This is a genomic window from Acinetobacter proteolyticus, assembly GCF_000367945.1.
Classification (GTDB): Bacteria; Pseudomonadota; Gammaproteobacteria; order Pseudomonadales; family Moraxellaceae; genus Acinetobacter; species Acinetobacter proteolyticus.
Genome location: NZ_KB849179.1, coordinates 2,013,959 through 2,028,185 on the forward strand (window position 1 = coordinate 2,013,959; position 14,227 = coordinate 2,028,185).

Below are 14,227 nucleotides of genomic sequence, written 5' to 3' on the forward strand. Positions count from 1 at the left end.
TGAAAGCCTTATATTATTCTACAAAATAATGAGACATTTTAGTTTGTTTCGGGGAAATTATGGATATTACAGAACTACTCGCCTTTTCAGTTAAAAACGGTGCTTCCGATTTACACCTTTCAGCGGGTATGCCTCCTATGATTCGTGTGGATGGTGAAGTTCGTCGTATTAACTTACCAGCACTTGAACATAAAGATGTACATCGCTTGGTGTACGACATTATGAATGATAAACAACGTCGTGACTTTGAAGAAGATTTAGAAACTGACTTCTCATTTGAAGTACCGAATATTGCCCGTTTCCGTGTCAACGCATTTAACCAGAATCGTGGTGCAGGTGCGGTGTTCCGTACCATTCCATCTAAAGTGTTGACCATGGAAGATTTGGGCTTAGGTTCAATTTTCAAAGAAATTTGTGATTATCCACGCGGGATTGTGCTTGTGACAGGTCCAACGGGTTCGGGTAAATCCACCACCCTTGCAGCGATGATCGACTATATTAACGAAAACCGTTATGACCATATTCTAACCGTCGAAGATCCAATCGAATTTGTACATCAATCGAAAAAATGTCTAATCAACCAACGTGAAGTGCATCGTGATACCCATGGCTTTAATGCAGCACTTCGCTCAGCACTGCGTGAAGACCCTGACATTATTTTGGTCGGCGAGATGCGTGACTTAGAAACCATTCGCCTGGCGCTTACAGCTGCGGAAACAGGTCACTTGGTGTTTGGCACACTACATACCACCTCTGCGGCGAAAACCATTGACCGTGTCATCGACGTCTTCCCTGCAGAAGAAAAAGACATGGTGCGTGCCATGCTGTCTGAATCACTGCAAGCCGTGATTTCTCAAACCCTGTTGAAAAAGAATGGCGGTGGTCGTGTGGCTGCACATGAAATCATGATCGGTATTCCTGCGATTCGTAACCTTGTACGTGAAAATAAAGTCGCACAAATGTATTCTGCGATCCAGACGGGTGCCAACTACGGGATGACCACACTGGATCAAAGCCTGAAAACACTGGTGTCTAAAGGCTTAATTAGCCCGCAAACTGCACGTACTGTAGCTAAACAACCTGAATCATTCCTATAAAAAAAATGGATTCGAGAAATATCATGGATTTTAATGATTTACTCAATTTGATGATTCAACAAAATGCATCGGACTTATTTGTCACTGCGGATGTTGAACCTTCAATGAAAATTAACGGGCAGATTGTACCTGTTTCAAAAACCAAGCTGTCTGGGGAAATTGTGGGTCAACTGGTGCAATCCATCATGACCGACAAACAGCGTAAAGAATTTGCAGACACACGTGAATGTAACTTCGCGATCATGAACCGTGAAAAGACGGCGCGTTTCCGTGTCAGTGCTTTTCAACAACGTGATATGCCAGGCATGGTACTGCGTAAGATTGAAACCCATATTCCAAGTATGGACGATTTGAAGCTACCTGAAGTGCTGAAAGAATTGGCGATGACCAAACGCGGCATCATCATCTTTGTAGGTGCAACAGGAACAGGTAAATCGACCTCTTTGGCGTCAATGATTGGTTTCCGTAATCAAAATTCCAAAGGTCATATCATCACCATTGAAGACCCGATTGAATTTGTGCATCAACATGCTGGCTGTATTGTGACACAGCGCGAAGTCGGGATTGATACCGATTCATTTGAGATTGCACTGAAGAATACACTCCGTCAGGCACCAGATGTGATCTTGATTGGTGAGATCCGTTCACGTGAAACTATGGATTATGCCATCGCTTTCGCTGAAACAGGTCACTTGGTACTCGCGACCCTGCATGCCAACAATGCCAACCAAGCCCTCGATCGTATCATTCACTTCTTTGAAGCAGACCGTCATAGTCAATTGTATATGGACTTGTCGCTGAACTTAAAAGCACTCGTCGCACAGCAATTGATTCCAACACCAGATGGTAATTCACGTCGTGCTGCGATTGAGATTTTGATCAATACACCGCTTTTGGCTGACTATATCCGTAAAGGTGAAATTCATGAGATTAAAGATCTGATGAAGCGCTCACGCGAGTTGGGTATGCAAACCTTTGACCAAGCCTTATTCGACCTTTATAAGGCAGGCCAAATCACCTACAAAGATGCCTTAAAGCATGCGGATTCACCAAACGACCTACGCCTGACCATCAAACTGTCTGAAGAAGGCGCAGACCAGTTATTAAGTGCCAGCCGCAACATCACTTTTGATGGCCAGTAATTCAAATTAAGCCATTAAAAAAGGGAAGGTTTTTGTAACCTTCCCTTTTTTATTTGTTCAATTTTCGTGAACTTTTTGGTTTTAACACAATCGCGCTTATTTTTTACGATAAGCCTCTTGGCATTCTGCATCACTGCAGTAACCGTATAAGTTTAAAGAGTGTCCAGTTAAGGCAAAACCATGTTGGTCTGCAACTGAATGTTGCTCTTTCTCGATAATATCATTTGTAAATTCAATAACTTTATTACAGTTTAAGCAAACAAGGTGATCATGATGATCTTCCTGCATGATTTCAAAAACGGAGTGATTGTTTTCAAAATGATGACGCTGAATAATACCCGCAGCTTCGAATTGTGTTAACACACGGTAAACCGTCGCTAAGCCAACATCTTCACCTTGTTCAAGCAAGGTTTTATAAATATCTTCAGCACTTAAATGATGTTGTTTTGAATTTTCTAATAATTCCAAAATCTTAATACGAGGAAGGGTAACTTTAAGTCCAGCTTTGCGTAAGTCTTGATTGGAAATCGGCATAAAAAAAGGTCTCTCAACAAATCTTAAGTTGGAATAGGCAATAGAGTTTAGATGCAGTATGATCTATCCTTGAACCAAATGCATCATCATTTATCAGGATAGTGTAGCAAAATGCAAAAAATCATGCTGGCGTTGTTCGTCACTTCAGTACTTAGCGGTTGTTCAGTCTTTGGTGTTTATAAAGTCGATATTCCACAGGGAACACCATTAACCAAAGCACAAGCTTCTCAAGTACAAGTGGGCATGAGCTTTCAGCAAGTCCGTTTCTTGCTTGGTAGTCCAACAGTGACAGATCCACTGAATCCACAACGTTGGGACTACATCTACAACTATATCCCAGGTACTTATGCGAAAAAAGCAAAAATACCTGCGGCTCACGGTCAACATTTAAAAGTTTATTTTGATGCGAATGGTAATGTCGAACGTCTAGAAGGCTTAGATACGATTCCAGAATCACAACCTGGTTTACCGGCATCAAAAGAAGCGATTTTGACTGCGCCACCACTATAACGGCTTTCCCGTAAAAAGAAACCCCTCATCGATTCAATCGTGAGGGGTTTTATTTATCAGCTTGATGGTCTAAAGCGATTACCTTTGATAAACCGCCCGACTGGATTCTTTGCTGCCCGCTTACGCCGAATATCATTTGGGTTAATGGTAAGCGCACGATAGATCTCAACACGGTCACCCGCATGCAATACGGTATCTGCTTCAATCTTGCTACCAAATATCCCCAAATGCAAAACCTCTGGTAAGCTCACCTTATCGGCTAAGCCACTGGCATCAATGGCCTGTTGCGCCGTCATACCCTCATTAAAGCGAACTGCGATATGAAATTGCTGCTCGGGTGATGCATAAGCCACCCAAACCTGTTGAGCCTGTTTCATTACAACACTTGCCCAAGCACCGCGATCATTGCCACCACAATCGAAAGTGGCAACACGATACGGATGGCAATACGCCAGAGGTTATAAAACAGCTCATTGCTAAAGCCCATGGCTTTACGCAGATGGCTAATCTTCATGATCCAACCAGCAAACAATGCATAAATCAGGCAGATCACCAGTCCCCATAGAATTAATAGCGTATTAAAAATTTGCTCGACTTGTGGCACCGCCCAAACAGCAATTGCCGCCAGCAAAATCAGCCATTGAATCACAATCGCAAGCTGACGCTGTGCCAATTGCTCTTTGGCAAATTGAATTAATAAGGCAGCAGACATTGTTGCAGCAAACACCCATACCAAGGCAGGAAGCTGTGTCTGAACTGAGAAAAAGCCAAAGGCGATCACCGCAAGCAGTTGAGCCACCCAAATCGGCAATACCGCAGTTGTCGCAGCATCTTGTTGCTTCACTGCGGCTAAACTGCTCTGCCAGTATAGACCCAGACCTAAACCACTTGCGACTAAAGCAAGTACCGTCGCATTGCCCCACTCCTTAAACTCGACACCCGTCCAATGCCATGCTTGTAAATGGGTTCCCATTACATTGGCAAGTACAAATGCAGCGAGTACGCCAAGCATGGTTAAAGCGATTAAAAACTGACGAGGAATAAAAGACAGTGCTAAGGCCACAACTGCAAAAATCGCAAAAACGATTTGGCTAGAAATATCTAAGCCAAGTTGTTGACTCGTCACCTGTGTTGCCGTCATCAACATGCTGCCGGCAAAGAATGGGACAAAAACAACAGCCAACCATCCTACGATACGCCATCTTGGTGACGCATCTGCATCACGCGTTAAGCTGGAAAGCGCCTGTAATGCAGTCGTTTGTGAACGTTTCGCTAAAGCAATTTCAAGATAACCGATAGGTAATGCCAATAAAATCATGGTACCTAACCACAGTAGCCAGAAATCGAATTGACGATCAATCTGGATGCCAACAGTCGGTGCCAATGTGGTAATCATGACAAAAGATAGGCAAAACGCCATCACTGGTGCCAGCCAGCGTGACAGAGTTGTGTCCTGCATAATGCATTCCTTGAAAAATCTTTGAACTCATTGCGCTTTATGGAGTTTGCAATGAAATATTCAATCTATTTTGCCTTTCTCACGCCTGAAAATCAAAACAAAAGATATCGAAAGAAAGAAGCAAATCACCTTACGATGATTTGCTGCGCACGAATTATTATATTATTAAGTAGACCCCTTATGTTCACTCATACCACACCTTATTATTTTTTATCATAAGGGGTCTTTTATTATTGTCTTATTATTATGAGAAGAAACGAGAGAACCAGTTTTTCCCTTTTTTCTTTTCATTTTCTTTAATGATTCCTATCATATTTTCTTTTACAGCACCCACATAATCCGCATCATCATGACGGATATGGTTGATCAACCATTTTGATAGCGCTTCATGCAGCTCACTATCAATTTCTTGCCCCAACTCAAAACGTTGACGATAAGTCTCTATCTTCTTGATAAATAAGTCATGTACACGTTTATGTGGTACACGATATTTATAGTTTGCTTCTTCTTGTAAGCTTTCTTCAAAGGTAAAATGGGACTGGGTATAATCAATGATATTATCCAAGATACCTTTTAATTTTGCCCGATCATCACCCTCATTTAATTCATCAATTTCATTAATATAATCTAGAATACGACGATGCTGATCATCGATCACCTCGATTCCTGTATTATATTCGACAGACCATTTCATACCCATATCGAACCCCAAACCATATTTGATTTATTGAATAAGGATATAATATCGGCAAAGCAACTAAATAAAAACACAGCATTTTTGTCAGATTTTAACTATTGATAAAGAAAACAAATTAAACCCTTGTTTTATATTTATTTAAATATTTTAACCGATCAAAACACTCAAGTATTTTTTAACCAACAAGAAAAAATATCTATCTAATTTTTATAAAAAATAATTTTAAAATTCAAAAAATCCAAGCAAAATAGTCTTATTTATTGTTTTGAAACTCTGCTATTAAATTTAAATCGGATAAATCCTTATTCCTCCCATAATGTCGTTTAAATTCAGCGAGTGTAGATAAATGCATAAAATGTATTCCGGCAATCAGCTCAGAACTTGCCAATAGGGTTTGAAAACTTTCCTGACTGTCACCACAGTTCACATCTAAATAGGCTTCAAAACAGCCCTGATCAAGTCCAATTTTTCCATTTGGGCGAATTTTCTGGTTCCAAGTCGCCTGTAAATGACAAAACAAATCTGGGCTTACCACAAAATCAATAACCGCTGTATCACGGATATGATGTGCGGTTAATACGCCACCACCGACAACCACATACTCATCTTTAGGTAAATCTAAAGCAATCAGTTGAGCGATGAGTTCTCTTTTATCCATTGAGCTACTTCAATACTGGTCCGCTTTGGTCACGCGTTTTAAGGCTGGGTTTTCTGCTTCGCGGATTAACCGCTCAACGCGTGTTAAAGCATGCAGAATCGGTTTACCGTGCTGAAATAAAATCATTTCCCCTGCTTGGTATGCTGTCCATGCTTCATTATGCGTTAAAGGCTCTGTTGTGATCACTGCAACGCGATCTTCTGGTGTGGTGACTTGACTAAAATCGACTTCAACATCGAGATCAATCAAATGGGCAGGTCGAAATGGATATTCACGGACTAACCAATGCAGTTTTGTTGTGGCATAACTAAATAGCGCCTTGCCATTTGATAAACAAAAATTAAATGTGCCGTGCTCTGCAATCTGCGGGGCAATTTGCTGTAGCAGCGCAAAGATTTCTTCTAGACTGGGTTCGGTATAACCAAAGGCTTCAACAAATTGATCCAGTAAATAGCAAAATGCCAGTTCACTATCGGTATTACCTACCGGCTCGAAACGACCACTTAACGCAGGTTTGAAATCATGTAAATCGCCATTATGGGCAAAAATCCAATGTCTGCCCCATAACTCACGCAAAAAAGGATGTGAATTTTCTAAATTGATTTTACCTTGAGTCGCTTTACGAATATGCGCAATGACATTACGAGACTTGATTGGATAATTACGGATTAAATCAGCAATAGGAGATTCAACCGCAGATTGATTATCCACAAATAATCGGCAGGCCTTATCTTCAAAAAAAGCGATCCCGAAACCATCACAGTGATCAGAGGTCACTCCTGCGCGTTGTGAAAACCCACGAAAAGAAAAAGTAATATCTGTCGGGGTGGCGCAATTCATTCCTAATAGCTGGCACATATCTTTTAACTATCTAACATCTATGCCTATTGTGCATGAGGGAGAGATGCCTTGTAAATCTCAATATGTGCTCACTATTAGATTAAGAATGATAAGAGGTTCTGTTGATATTCACCTTACGAGCTAGAGCTCTCATTGCGACAGAGGATATTTTTAGCTGATACGAGGCAGGGCTTGTAAAATTTAGTGACTCTAAATGAACAAGACATAACGACGTAGCGGCAAAAAATATCCCTGTCCCGTAGGATTATTGCTAAAACAGCCCTAAACGTCAGTATGAAACTTGATAAGAGCCAGCATAGTAGGTATTTCATGCATTGATTATGTTGTTTTAGCCGATAACGCAATGCATGGTTGTAGTATCAACAAAACCTTACTAGCGCTGCACCATTTTATTCATCACAAAAGAGGTCGCAATCTTATTCACTTCAAGGAAAACGAAATAATCCAAGCATTTAAAATCTTCATCATAAAATGCTTGTTTTGACAATCTCGACTGCATGCCCAAATAGGTTTGGAAAAGCTTTGGCATCCGCTCATCTTGTGGAAAACTATAGTCAGGACGTTCTGGTTCAAAGCTACGTTTTGAGCGGATATCAATCGTCTGATGATCACCCAACTGTTGAATCTGGCGATGGGTATAGTAGGCACGCGCCAAATTATCTTCTAAATGAATGCTGACACAGCCCATCAAATACTTGGCACGCATCGACCATAGTACTTTAGGCGTCAGATTCAACCAGAGCATTGAGAGCGCTTTACCGGAGCGAAATTTAGGGTGTACACAAGTACGTCCAATTTCTAAGACACTTGGTAAATGAGATAAATGCGGGACAATTTCAAATTCTTGAGCACTATAGCTCTGCCCGATTTCATGGCCTTGGAACAATTTAAGCCGTGTATAGGCTACGATTTCGCCTGTCCACTTTTCACGTAATACCGCGTGCTCACAACCGAAATCATATAGGTCTTGATCTAAACCGTCTTCAAAGCGCATCCCAAATTGATGGCTGAATTGTGTCGCTCTAAAACGTTGTACTTCTTGTAATTCTTTTAAATTATCCACCCATTCAAAACGGAATTGATTTTGAGCTGGTTTGTGGCGTAAAGGTAAAGTCAATGTCTGGCGATATTGATTTAATTTTTCTAGCATAATGAAAGCTCCTTATGGCTAGATTCACCTTAAAGCGCTTAAATGACATTGCGATGACTAAAACATGAACAACTGATGACGAAAAAAGAGACCGTTTAAGGTCTCTTCTCAAATCAATAGAGTGAATTAATGTTTGGCGCGGTTGGTAATCAATGTACCAACCCCATGATCGGTAAAAATCTCCAATAGACTTGCATGTGGTACACGACCATCAACAATATGTGCGCTGACTACACCACCTTTAACCGCATCTAATGCACAACCCACTTTTGGAATCATACCACCGTAAATCACGCCTGTTTCGATCAAACGATCGACTTCTTGCGTGCTTAGACCAGTCAATAGATTTTTATTTTCGTCCAATACACCTGTGATATTGGTCAGTAAAATCAGCTTTTCAGCGCCAAGTGCTTCTGCAACTTTACCCGCTACAAGATCCGCATTGATGTTATAGGTATTGCCTTCTTCATCCACACCCAATGGTGCAATCACGGGGATAAAATCACTTTGGGTAAACATTTCTAGTACATCAGTTTTTACGCCAGTCACTTCACCAACCATGCCCAAATCAATTTGCGAAATAGAGCCGTCAGCTTCCTGTTTTTCCATCAATAATTTACGTGCACGCAGTAAATTACCGTCTTTACCGGTTAAACCAATGGCACGACCACCATGTTTATTAATCAGATTCACGATCGATTTATTGACACTACCGCCCAACACCATTTCGACCACTTCCATGGTCGCTTGGTCGGTCACACGCATGCCATCAATACGATCAGACTCTTGTCCTAAGCGTTTTAGCAATGAATCCACTTGTGGACCACCACCATGCACCACAATCGGGTTTAAACCAACGGTCTTTAACAACACAATGTCACGGGCAAATGAGCTTTCCAATTCAGGATCAGTCATCGCATTACCACCATATTTTACAACCAGCGTTTTTCCTGCAAAACGTTGGATATACGGCAAAGCTTCGATCAAAATTTTTGCTTTATCAATGCCGATATGCTCATGTGGCATGCGTCTCTCCTTATTAAGCCTGTGCGAGTTCTTGTGCGATCTGCGGATATTGCATTTGCAACATAGAAACAAAGGTCTGGCGAATTTCAATTAATCGGCTTTGATTATCTGCATCAAACCGCACGGTAAAATATTCGCCAGTATTTGATGCTCGAATAATGCCAAATCCATCGTCAAAATCAAGTCTTACACCATCAATTTTACTTAAACGCGCACCGAATTGATGACTTAAAATTTCAATATCATTTAAAACCTGCTTTGGATTGGCGTCATGGGTACTGATATAAGTGTCTTCAGTACAATAACGTTCTGGGTAATCCGCCAATAATTCAGATAAACTGGCTGCGCTAGATTGTGTCAGATATTCCATCACTCTCAATGCGGCATATAATCCATCGTCATAGCCAAAGCCACGACCATCATTAAACACATAATGTCCAGCATATTCACCGCCAAAGACCGCCGTACCTTGAGATTGAGATAGGTAAGCACGTAAAAAACTACTCCCTGTACGGATCATTTTGGCTTGTCCAGCTAAGCGCTGCACCGTATCTGCCACCATACGCGAACACTTGACATCAAAGACAATTTCTTTGTGTGGATGTTGCTGCAAGCAGATCTGCGCAAATAATGACAATAAACGATCGGGGCTAATGATGTGCGCATTTTCGTCCAGTAAAACCACACGATCACCATCACCATCTAAAGCAATCCCAAGATCGGCTTTTTCAGCCACAATTGTGGCTTGTAATTTGGATAAATGCTCAGCGTGGGATGGATCTGGGGCATGGTCTGGAAAATGGCCGTTGGCCTCACAGCGTAAAGCAATCACCGTACAGCCTAATTTTTCTAAAACCATTTTGGCACAACGCCCTGCTGAACCATTTAATCCATCTAGAACCACTTTTAAAGGACGTGCTAGTTGAATATCAGTCAGTAATGAATGCTGATATTGCAAACAGTATTTAGAGATAATCTGATGTGCCGTATGAGCTGAATACAATGAATCATCACGATGAATTAAAGAAATTTGTGCGAATTGCCCGACTTGTTGAATAATGTCTGGTGTCGGCGGTTCACCTTTTAAAATCCATTTAATTCCATTATCAGACTTTGGATTATGGCTCGCTGTCACCATAATCCCATTACCACCAAAATCACGGGCAATGTAATACATCATTGGCGATGAGCAACAGCCAATATTGGTAACCGCTAAGCCTTGCTGCTCAAAGATCTGTTGGATGATATTTGCATAAGCTGGGCTGGTTAAACGTGCATCATAACCAATCACCACATGTGTCTGTTCAGCATTTAGATATTGCGCAGCTAAAGCATAAGCAATCGAGCTAATAATATTCGGTGTTAAATTACTCAGCTTTCCACGAATATCATAAGCACGGAAAATATTCAGCGGAAATGTATGTTGTATATTCACTGCAAGCCCCTATTTTTATAATCTTATGATCCATAAAAAAAGCAGAAACTATGAAGAAATTAATTAACCCTTATTCAGAAAAATTAAAATAATGAATCAGCTGCTTTGTAATATATATCGAGGCAACAATCAATATGAAAAATGCAACGTTTTTCAGCAAAACATTGCATTTAAAGTGATAATTACTAAAAAACTTATTGTTTTCCAGTATGTCCAAACCCACCAGCGCCACGTTCAGTCGCAACAAATTCGCTCACTTGTTCAAACTCGGCCTGTACCACAGGAACCAATACATATTGTGCTAAACGCTCGCCTGGTTCTAAACGGAAAGTATTCTGTCCGCGGTTCCAAACCGATACCATCAGCTCTCCCTGATAATCAGAATCAATCAAACCCACCAAGTTACCCAACACAATCCCATGTTTATGGCCGAGGCCTGAACGCGGCAAAATCAAACCGGCAAAATTTGGATCTTCAATATAGATCGCCAAACCTGTTTTCACTAAAACGGTTTCACCAGCAGCAATGTCAATTGCTTCATCAAGACATGCACGTAAATCTAAACCTGCTGAACCTGTGGTTGCATAAGAAGGCAATGCCCACTCTTGACCTAAACGGGCATCTAATACTTTAACTTGAACTTTCATTAAAATTTCCTACTTACAATTTCTTAACGTTTCAACAATGCTTTTAAATTGGCAAGGTATTGCTGAGCTTGTTCTTTTGGATCGACATTCGGTGCCAGTTTCTTTTTACGACCATGCCACTCCAAATCATCTTGCGGCATTTCATCCAAGAAACGGCTTGGCGTCATTTGACGCATTTGTCCGCCATTCTTACGTTGCTCTGCCAAGGTCAAAGTCAAACCCTGACGCGCGCGGGTAATGCCCACGTACATCAGACGGCGTTCTTCTTCGATAGTTTCCGATGCAATCGAGTTCTTATGTGGCAATAACTCTTCTTCTAAACCAATCATATACACATAAGGGAACTCCAAACCTTTGGCTGCATGCAAGGTTAGTAAGTTCACTTTATCGGTATCTTCTTCTTCCTGCTGCTGCTCAAGCATATCCAGCAGTACCAGTTTACGAATCACACTTTCAATATTTTTCTCATCGACATCATCAGTACGATTCAACAAATTTTGAATACTGCTATATAAGCTTTCAATACTGTCGAGTTTGGTCTTCTCCTGTGCAGGAGTCGCCGCCTGTTCACGAATATAGTCAATATAGCCAGCTTCGTTGATCATCTGACGAACTTTCGGCATCGGCTCATCATCATCAAGCAATTCGCGGGTGAAGGTCGCAATAAAATCAGCAAACTCATGTAATTGTGTTGCTGCTTTTTTCGGTAACACCATACTTAAACGTTGATCTGAAGAAGCCGTCAATAAAGACAAGGTATTTTCTTGGGCAAATAAACCGAGTTTCTCTAGCGTCACTGGGCCAATAGCACGTTTTGGCGTATTGATAATACGCAAGAAGGCACTATCATCTTCAGGGTTAATAATGAGACGTAAATAGCTCATCACATCCTTAATCTCGGCACGTGCGAAGAAAGACTGCCCGCCTGACAACTTATACGGAATTTGCATCTGACGCAGTTGGGTTTCAATCACACGCGCTTGGAAGTTACCACGATATAGCACCGCATAATCTTTCCAGTTTTTACCATTCATTAGCTTATGCGTGATCAAATCTTTCACCACACGTTCTGCTTCATCATCATCATTCAAACAGGTGATGACACGAATGGTTTCGCCGTGACCTTTATCACTCCATAATTTCTTATCAAAAATATGCGGATTATTTTCAATCACGGCATTGGCCGCTTTTAGGATACGGCTGGTTGAGCGATAATTCTGCTCCAGCTTAATCACTTTAAGATTATGGAAATCGTCTTTTAACAAGGCCATATTTTCAGGCTTTGCACCACGCCAAGCATAGATGGATTGGTCATCGTCACCTACAGCGGTAAACTGCCCCATGACCCCAACCAACAGCTTTACCAAGGTATATTGTGCCGTGTTGGTGTCTTGATATTCATCCACCAATAAATAACGGACACGGTTCTGCCACTTGTCGCGCACTTCGGCATTTTCCTGAAGCAAACGTGTTGGCATCACGATCAAGTCATCAAAGTCTACGGCGTTATAAGCACGTAAGTTACGTTCGTAAAGCTGATATAGATGTGCAAACTGGACGTCTTCAACCGTTTCACAAGTTGAGTGAGCTTGTTCAGGAACGATCAGATCATTTTTCCAGTCGGAAATTTTCTTCATCGCCTTGGCTAACAACTCTTTACTCTCAGCACCCGATAAATTGTCACGCTGCATCAAATCCATCAAGATTCGTTTGCAGTCATCGGCATCTAAAATCGAAAAATTATTTTTAAGCGGTAAATGTTTTAATTCGAGGCGGAGTAAATTTAAACCGAAAGTATGGAAAGTCGAGACCGAAAGCCCTTTTGCTTCTTCACGTGAGAGTAACTTTCCGACACGCTCTTTCATTTCACGTGCCGCTTTATTGGTAAAGGTCATAGCCGTAATACGATAGGCAGGAATACCACACTGTTGTACTAAGAAAGCGACTTTTCGGGTAATTACAGAGGTTTTACCTGAACCTGCCCCTGCAAGTACCAACAATGGCCCCTGAACATATTTCATGGCCTCAAGTTGCTTGTCATTAAGTTGACTGGCAGATGACATGGTTTATACCTCTCTCGTTTCCGAGCCTAATTTTTCGAGCACAATTATAGACATCTCTGTTTTAGAATCCCAATAGTAAATCTAGCGATATGTATAAATTATGATGCCTTATCTAAATAACACGCCGTAGCTTGTCGCCTATTTTGTTTTGCAATAAAAAAACCACCCGAAGGTGGCTTTTTGAAATCAGTAAAAATTACTGTTTAGCATAAATGCTGATTTCTACACGGCGGTTTTGCTCTTTACCAGCAGCAGTCGCGTTTGAAGCGATTGGATTAGAAGAACCATAACCTTGCGCATCGATACGGCTAGATGAAACACCTTGACCAGCTAAGTAGTTTTTCACTGATTGAGCACGCGCTTGAGATAATGGGATGTTGATTGAATCATTACCCGTGTTATCTGTATAACCTGTTACAAGGATCGCACTCTTGTTATCTTCACCTAAAGTTTGTGCTACTTTGTTTAAAGTACCGTAGAAGTTAGGTTTGATGTTTGATTTGTTAGTATCAAACGTAATGCTGCCTGGCATGATTAATTGAACAGAACCATCTGGATTACGACCAACTTCTACACCAGTACCCGCCATTTGTTCACGTAATTTTTTCTCTTTATTATCGAGATATAAACCACCAGCTGCACCAAGTACCGCACCAATTGCTGCAGCACGGTTATTTTGCTTACTTGTATTTGCGTTACCCTTAGATACACCGTAACCTGCTGCTGCACCAATTAATGCACCTAAAGCAGATTTGTCGTATTCCACGCCACCGATGTTATTACCAGTCGTTTGGCAACCAGAAAGTACCAATCCAGCCCCTACGAGTGTTGAAATTACTAATGCACGCATTGCGTTGCTCCTGTCTATGTATTTTGTTGTCTGGACAAATGATGAATGAGAAAATGGCGCTAGACCATTGATTTTTTGTTAATAATAAACACTTTATT

The 14,227-nt window shown here is 41.2% G+C and carries 15 protein-coding genes; 3 read left to right on the plus strand and 12 right to left on the minus strand.

The window, feature by feature from the left end; all coding sequences use genetic code 11:
* Positions 1-59 precede the first annotated feature (59 nt).
* Together F993_RS07700 and F993_RS07695 are read left to right on the plus strand one after the other, a co-directional pair.
* On the plus strand, positions 60-1,097 hold the full coding sequence (locus F993_RS07700; RefSeq protein WP_004655144.1) for a type IV pilus twitching motility protein PilT: 1,038 nt from the start codon (positions 60-62) through the stop codon (positions 1,095-1,097).
* Between the two features lie 23 nt (positions 1,098-1,120).
* Positions 1,121-2,239: a PilT/PilU family type 4a pilus ATPase gene (locus F993_RS07695; RefSeq protein WP_004655145.1), complete on the plus strand. Its 1,119-nt coding sequence runs from the start codon at positions 1,121-1,123 to the stop codon at positions 2,237-2,239.
* A gap of 96 nt (positions 2,240-2,335) precedes the next feature.
* On the opposite strand, the gene fur is transcribed toward F993_RS07695, so the two are convergent.
* Positions 2,336-2,773: a ferric iron uptake transcriptional regulator gene (gene fur, locus F993_RS07690; protein WP_004655147.1), complete on the minus strand. Its 438-nt coding sequence runs from the start codon at positions 2,771-2,773 to the stop codon at positions 2,336-2,338.
* Between the two features lie 111 nt (positions 2,774-2,884).
* On the opposite strand from fur, the gene F993_RS07685 reads away from it, so the two are divergent.
* Complete coding sequence (locus F993_RS07685; RefSeq protein ID WP_004655148.1) at positions 2,885-3,283, plus strand: outer membrane protein assembly factor BamE; 399 nt, start codon at positions 2,885-2,887, stop codon at positions 3,281-3,283.
* A 56-nt stretch (positions 3,284-3,339) separates the two neighbouring features.
* On the opposite strand, the gene F993_RS07680 is transcribed toward F993_RS07685, so the two are convergent.
* From F993_RS07680 to F993_RS07630, 11 genes are all read right to left on the minus strand, one after another.
* On the minus strand, positions 3,340-3,660 hold the full coding sequence (locus F993_RS07680; RefSeq protein WP_004655150.1) for an RnfH family protein: 321 nt from the start codon (positions 3,658-3,660) through the stop codon (positions 3,340-3,342).
* Complete coding sequence (locus F993_RS07675) at positions 3,660-4,742, minus strand: SLC5/6 family protein (protein ID WP_004655153.1); 1,083 nt, start codon at positions 4,740-4,742, stop codon at positions 3,660-3,662. Before F993_RS07675 ends, F993_RS07680 begins: the two co-directional genes overlap by 1 nt.
* A 244-nt stretch (positions 4,743-4,986) precedes the next feature.
* Complete coding sequence (locus tag F993_RS07670; protein ID WP_004655155.1) at positions 4,987-5,442, minus strand: bacteriohemerythrin; 456 nt, start codon at positions 5,440-5,442, stop codon at positions 4,987-4,989.
* 250 nt (positions 5,443-5,692) lie between these two features.
* Complete coding sequence (locus tag F993_RS07665; protein ID WP_004655157.1) at positions 5,693-6,097, minus strand: hypothetical protein; 405 nt, start codon at positions 6,095-6,097, stop codon at positions 5,693-5,695.
* Between the two features lie 9 nt (positions 6,098-6,106).
* Positions 6,107-6,955 carry a class II glutamine amidotransferase gene (locus F993_RS07660; RefSeq protein ID WP_032812501.1) on the minus strand — a complete coding sequence of 283 codons (849 nt, stop codon included), beginning with the start codon at positions 6,953-6,955 and terminating at the stop codon, positions 6,107-6,109.
* A 376-nt stretch (positions 6,956-7,331) separates the two neighbouring features.
* Positions 7,332-8,108 (minus strand): GNAT family N-acetyltransferase, encoded by a 777-nt coding sequence (locus F993_RS07655; RefSeq protein WP_004655161.1) that lies wholly within the window; start codon positions 8,106-8,108, stop codon positions 7,332-7,334.
* Positions 8,109-8,234: 126 nt separating this feature from the next.
* The gene (argB, locus tag F993_RS07650) at positions 8,235-9,134 is read right to left on the minus strand and encodes an acetylglutamate kinase (protein ID WP_004655163.1); all 900 of its coding nucleotides are present in this window, start codon (positions 9,132-9,134) and stop codon (positions 8,235-8,237) included.
* 13 nt (positions 9,135-9,147) lie between these two features.
* Positions 9,148-10,569 carry a phosphomannomutase/phosphoglucomutase gene (locus F993_RS07645; protein ID WP_004655165.1) on the minus strand — a complete coding sequence of 474 codons (1,422 nt, stop codon included), beginning with the start codon at positions 10,567-10,569 and terminating at the stop codon, positions 9,148-9,150.
* A gap of 194 nt (positions 10,570-10,763) precedes the next feature.
* Positions 10,764-11,216, minus strand: a complete 453-nt coding sequence (gene dut, locus F993_RS07640) for a dUTP diphosphatase (RefSeq protein ID WP_004655166.1) — start codon at positions 11,214-11,216, stop codon at positions 10,764-10,766.
* 23 nt (positions 11,217-11,239) lie between these two features.
* Entirely contained in the window at positions 11,240-13,279 is a 2,040-nt protein-coding gene (gene rep / locus F993_RS07635) for a DNA helicase Rep (protein ID WP_004655168.1), read from the minus strand.
* Positions 13,280-13,475: 196 nt separating this feature from the next.
* Positions 13,476-14,129, minus strand: a complete 654-nt coding sequence (locus F993_RS07630) for a YiaD family glycine zipper/OmpA-like lipoprotein (RefSeq protein WP_004655170.1) — start codon at positions 14,127-14,129, stop codon at positions 13,476-13,478.
* Between the last annotated feature and the right edge of the window lie 98 nt (positions 14,130-14,227).

What these genes read in the sequence shown, in the direction of transcription:
- rep (WP_004655168.1), bottom strand. Translation starts at nt 13,279, where the DNA reads ATGTCATCTGCCAGTCAACTTAATGACAAGCAACTTGAGGCCATGAAA.
- F993_RS07670 (WP_004655155.1), bottom strand. Translation starts at nt 5,442, where the DNA reads ATGGGTATGAAATGGTCTGTCGAATATAATACAGGAATCGAGGTGATC.
- argB (WP_004655163.1), bottom strand. Translation starts at nt 9,134, where the DNA reads ATGCCACATGAGCATATCGGCATTGATAAAGCAAAAATTTTGATCGAA.
- F993_RS07660 (WP_032812501.1), bottom strand. Translation starts at nt 6,955, where the DNA reads ATGTGCCAGCTATTAGGAATGAATTGCGCCACCCCGACAGATATTACT.
- dut (WP_004655166.1), bottom strand. Translation starts at nt 11,216, where the DNA reads ATGAAAGTTCAAGTTAAAGTATTAGATGCCCGTTTAGGTCAAGAGTGG.
- F993_RS07685 (WP_004655148.1), top strand. Translation starts at nt 2,885, where the DNA reads ATGCAAAAAATCATGCTGGCGTTGTTCGTCACTTCAGTACTTAGCGGT.
- F993_RS07655 (WP_004655161.1), bottom strand. Translation starts at nt 8,108, where the DNA reads ATGCTAGAAAAATTAAATCAATATCGCCAGACATTGACTTTACCTTTA.
- fur (WP_004655147.1), bottom strand. Translation starts at nt 2,773, where the DNA reads ATGCCGATTTCCAATCAAGACTTACGCAAAGCTGGACTTAAAGTTACC.
- F993_RS07630 (WP_004655170.1), bottom strand. Translation starts at nt 14,129, where the DNA reads ATGCGTGCATTAGTAATTTCAACACTCGTAGGGGCTGGATTGGTACTT.
- F993_RS07700 (WP_004655144.1), top strand. Translation starts at nt 60, where the DNA reads ATGGATATTACAGAACTACTCGCCTTTTCAGTTAAAAACGGTGCTTCC.
- F993_RS07665 (WP_004655157.1), bottom strand. Translation starts at nt 6,097, where the DNA reads ATGGATAAAAGAGAACTCATCGCTCAACTGATTGCTTTAGATTTACCT.
- F993_RS07675 (WP_004655153.1), bottom strand. Translation starts at nt 4,742, where the DNA reads ATGCAGGACACAACTCTGTCACGCTGGCTGGCACCAGTGATGGCGTTT.
- F993_RS07695 (WP_004655145.1), top strand. Translation starts at nt 1,121, where the DNA reads ATGGATTTTAATGATTTACTCAATTTGATGATTCAACAAAATGCATCG.
- F993_RS07680 (WP_004655150.1), bottom strand. Translation starts at nt 3,660, where the DNA reads ATGAAACAGGCTCAACAGGTTTGGGTGGCTTATGCATCACCCGAGCAG.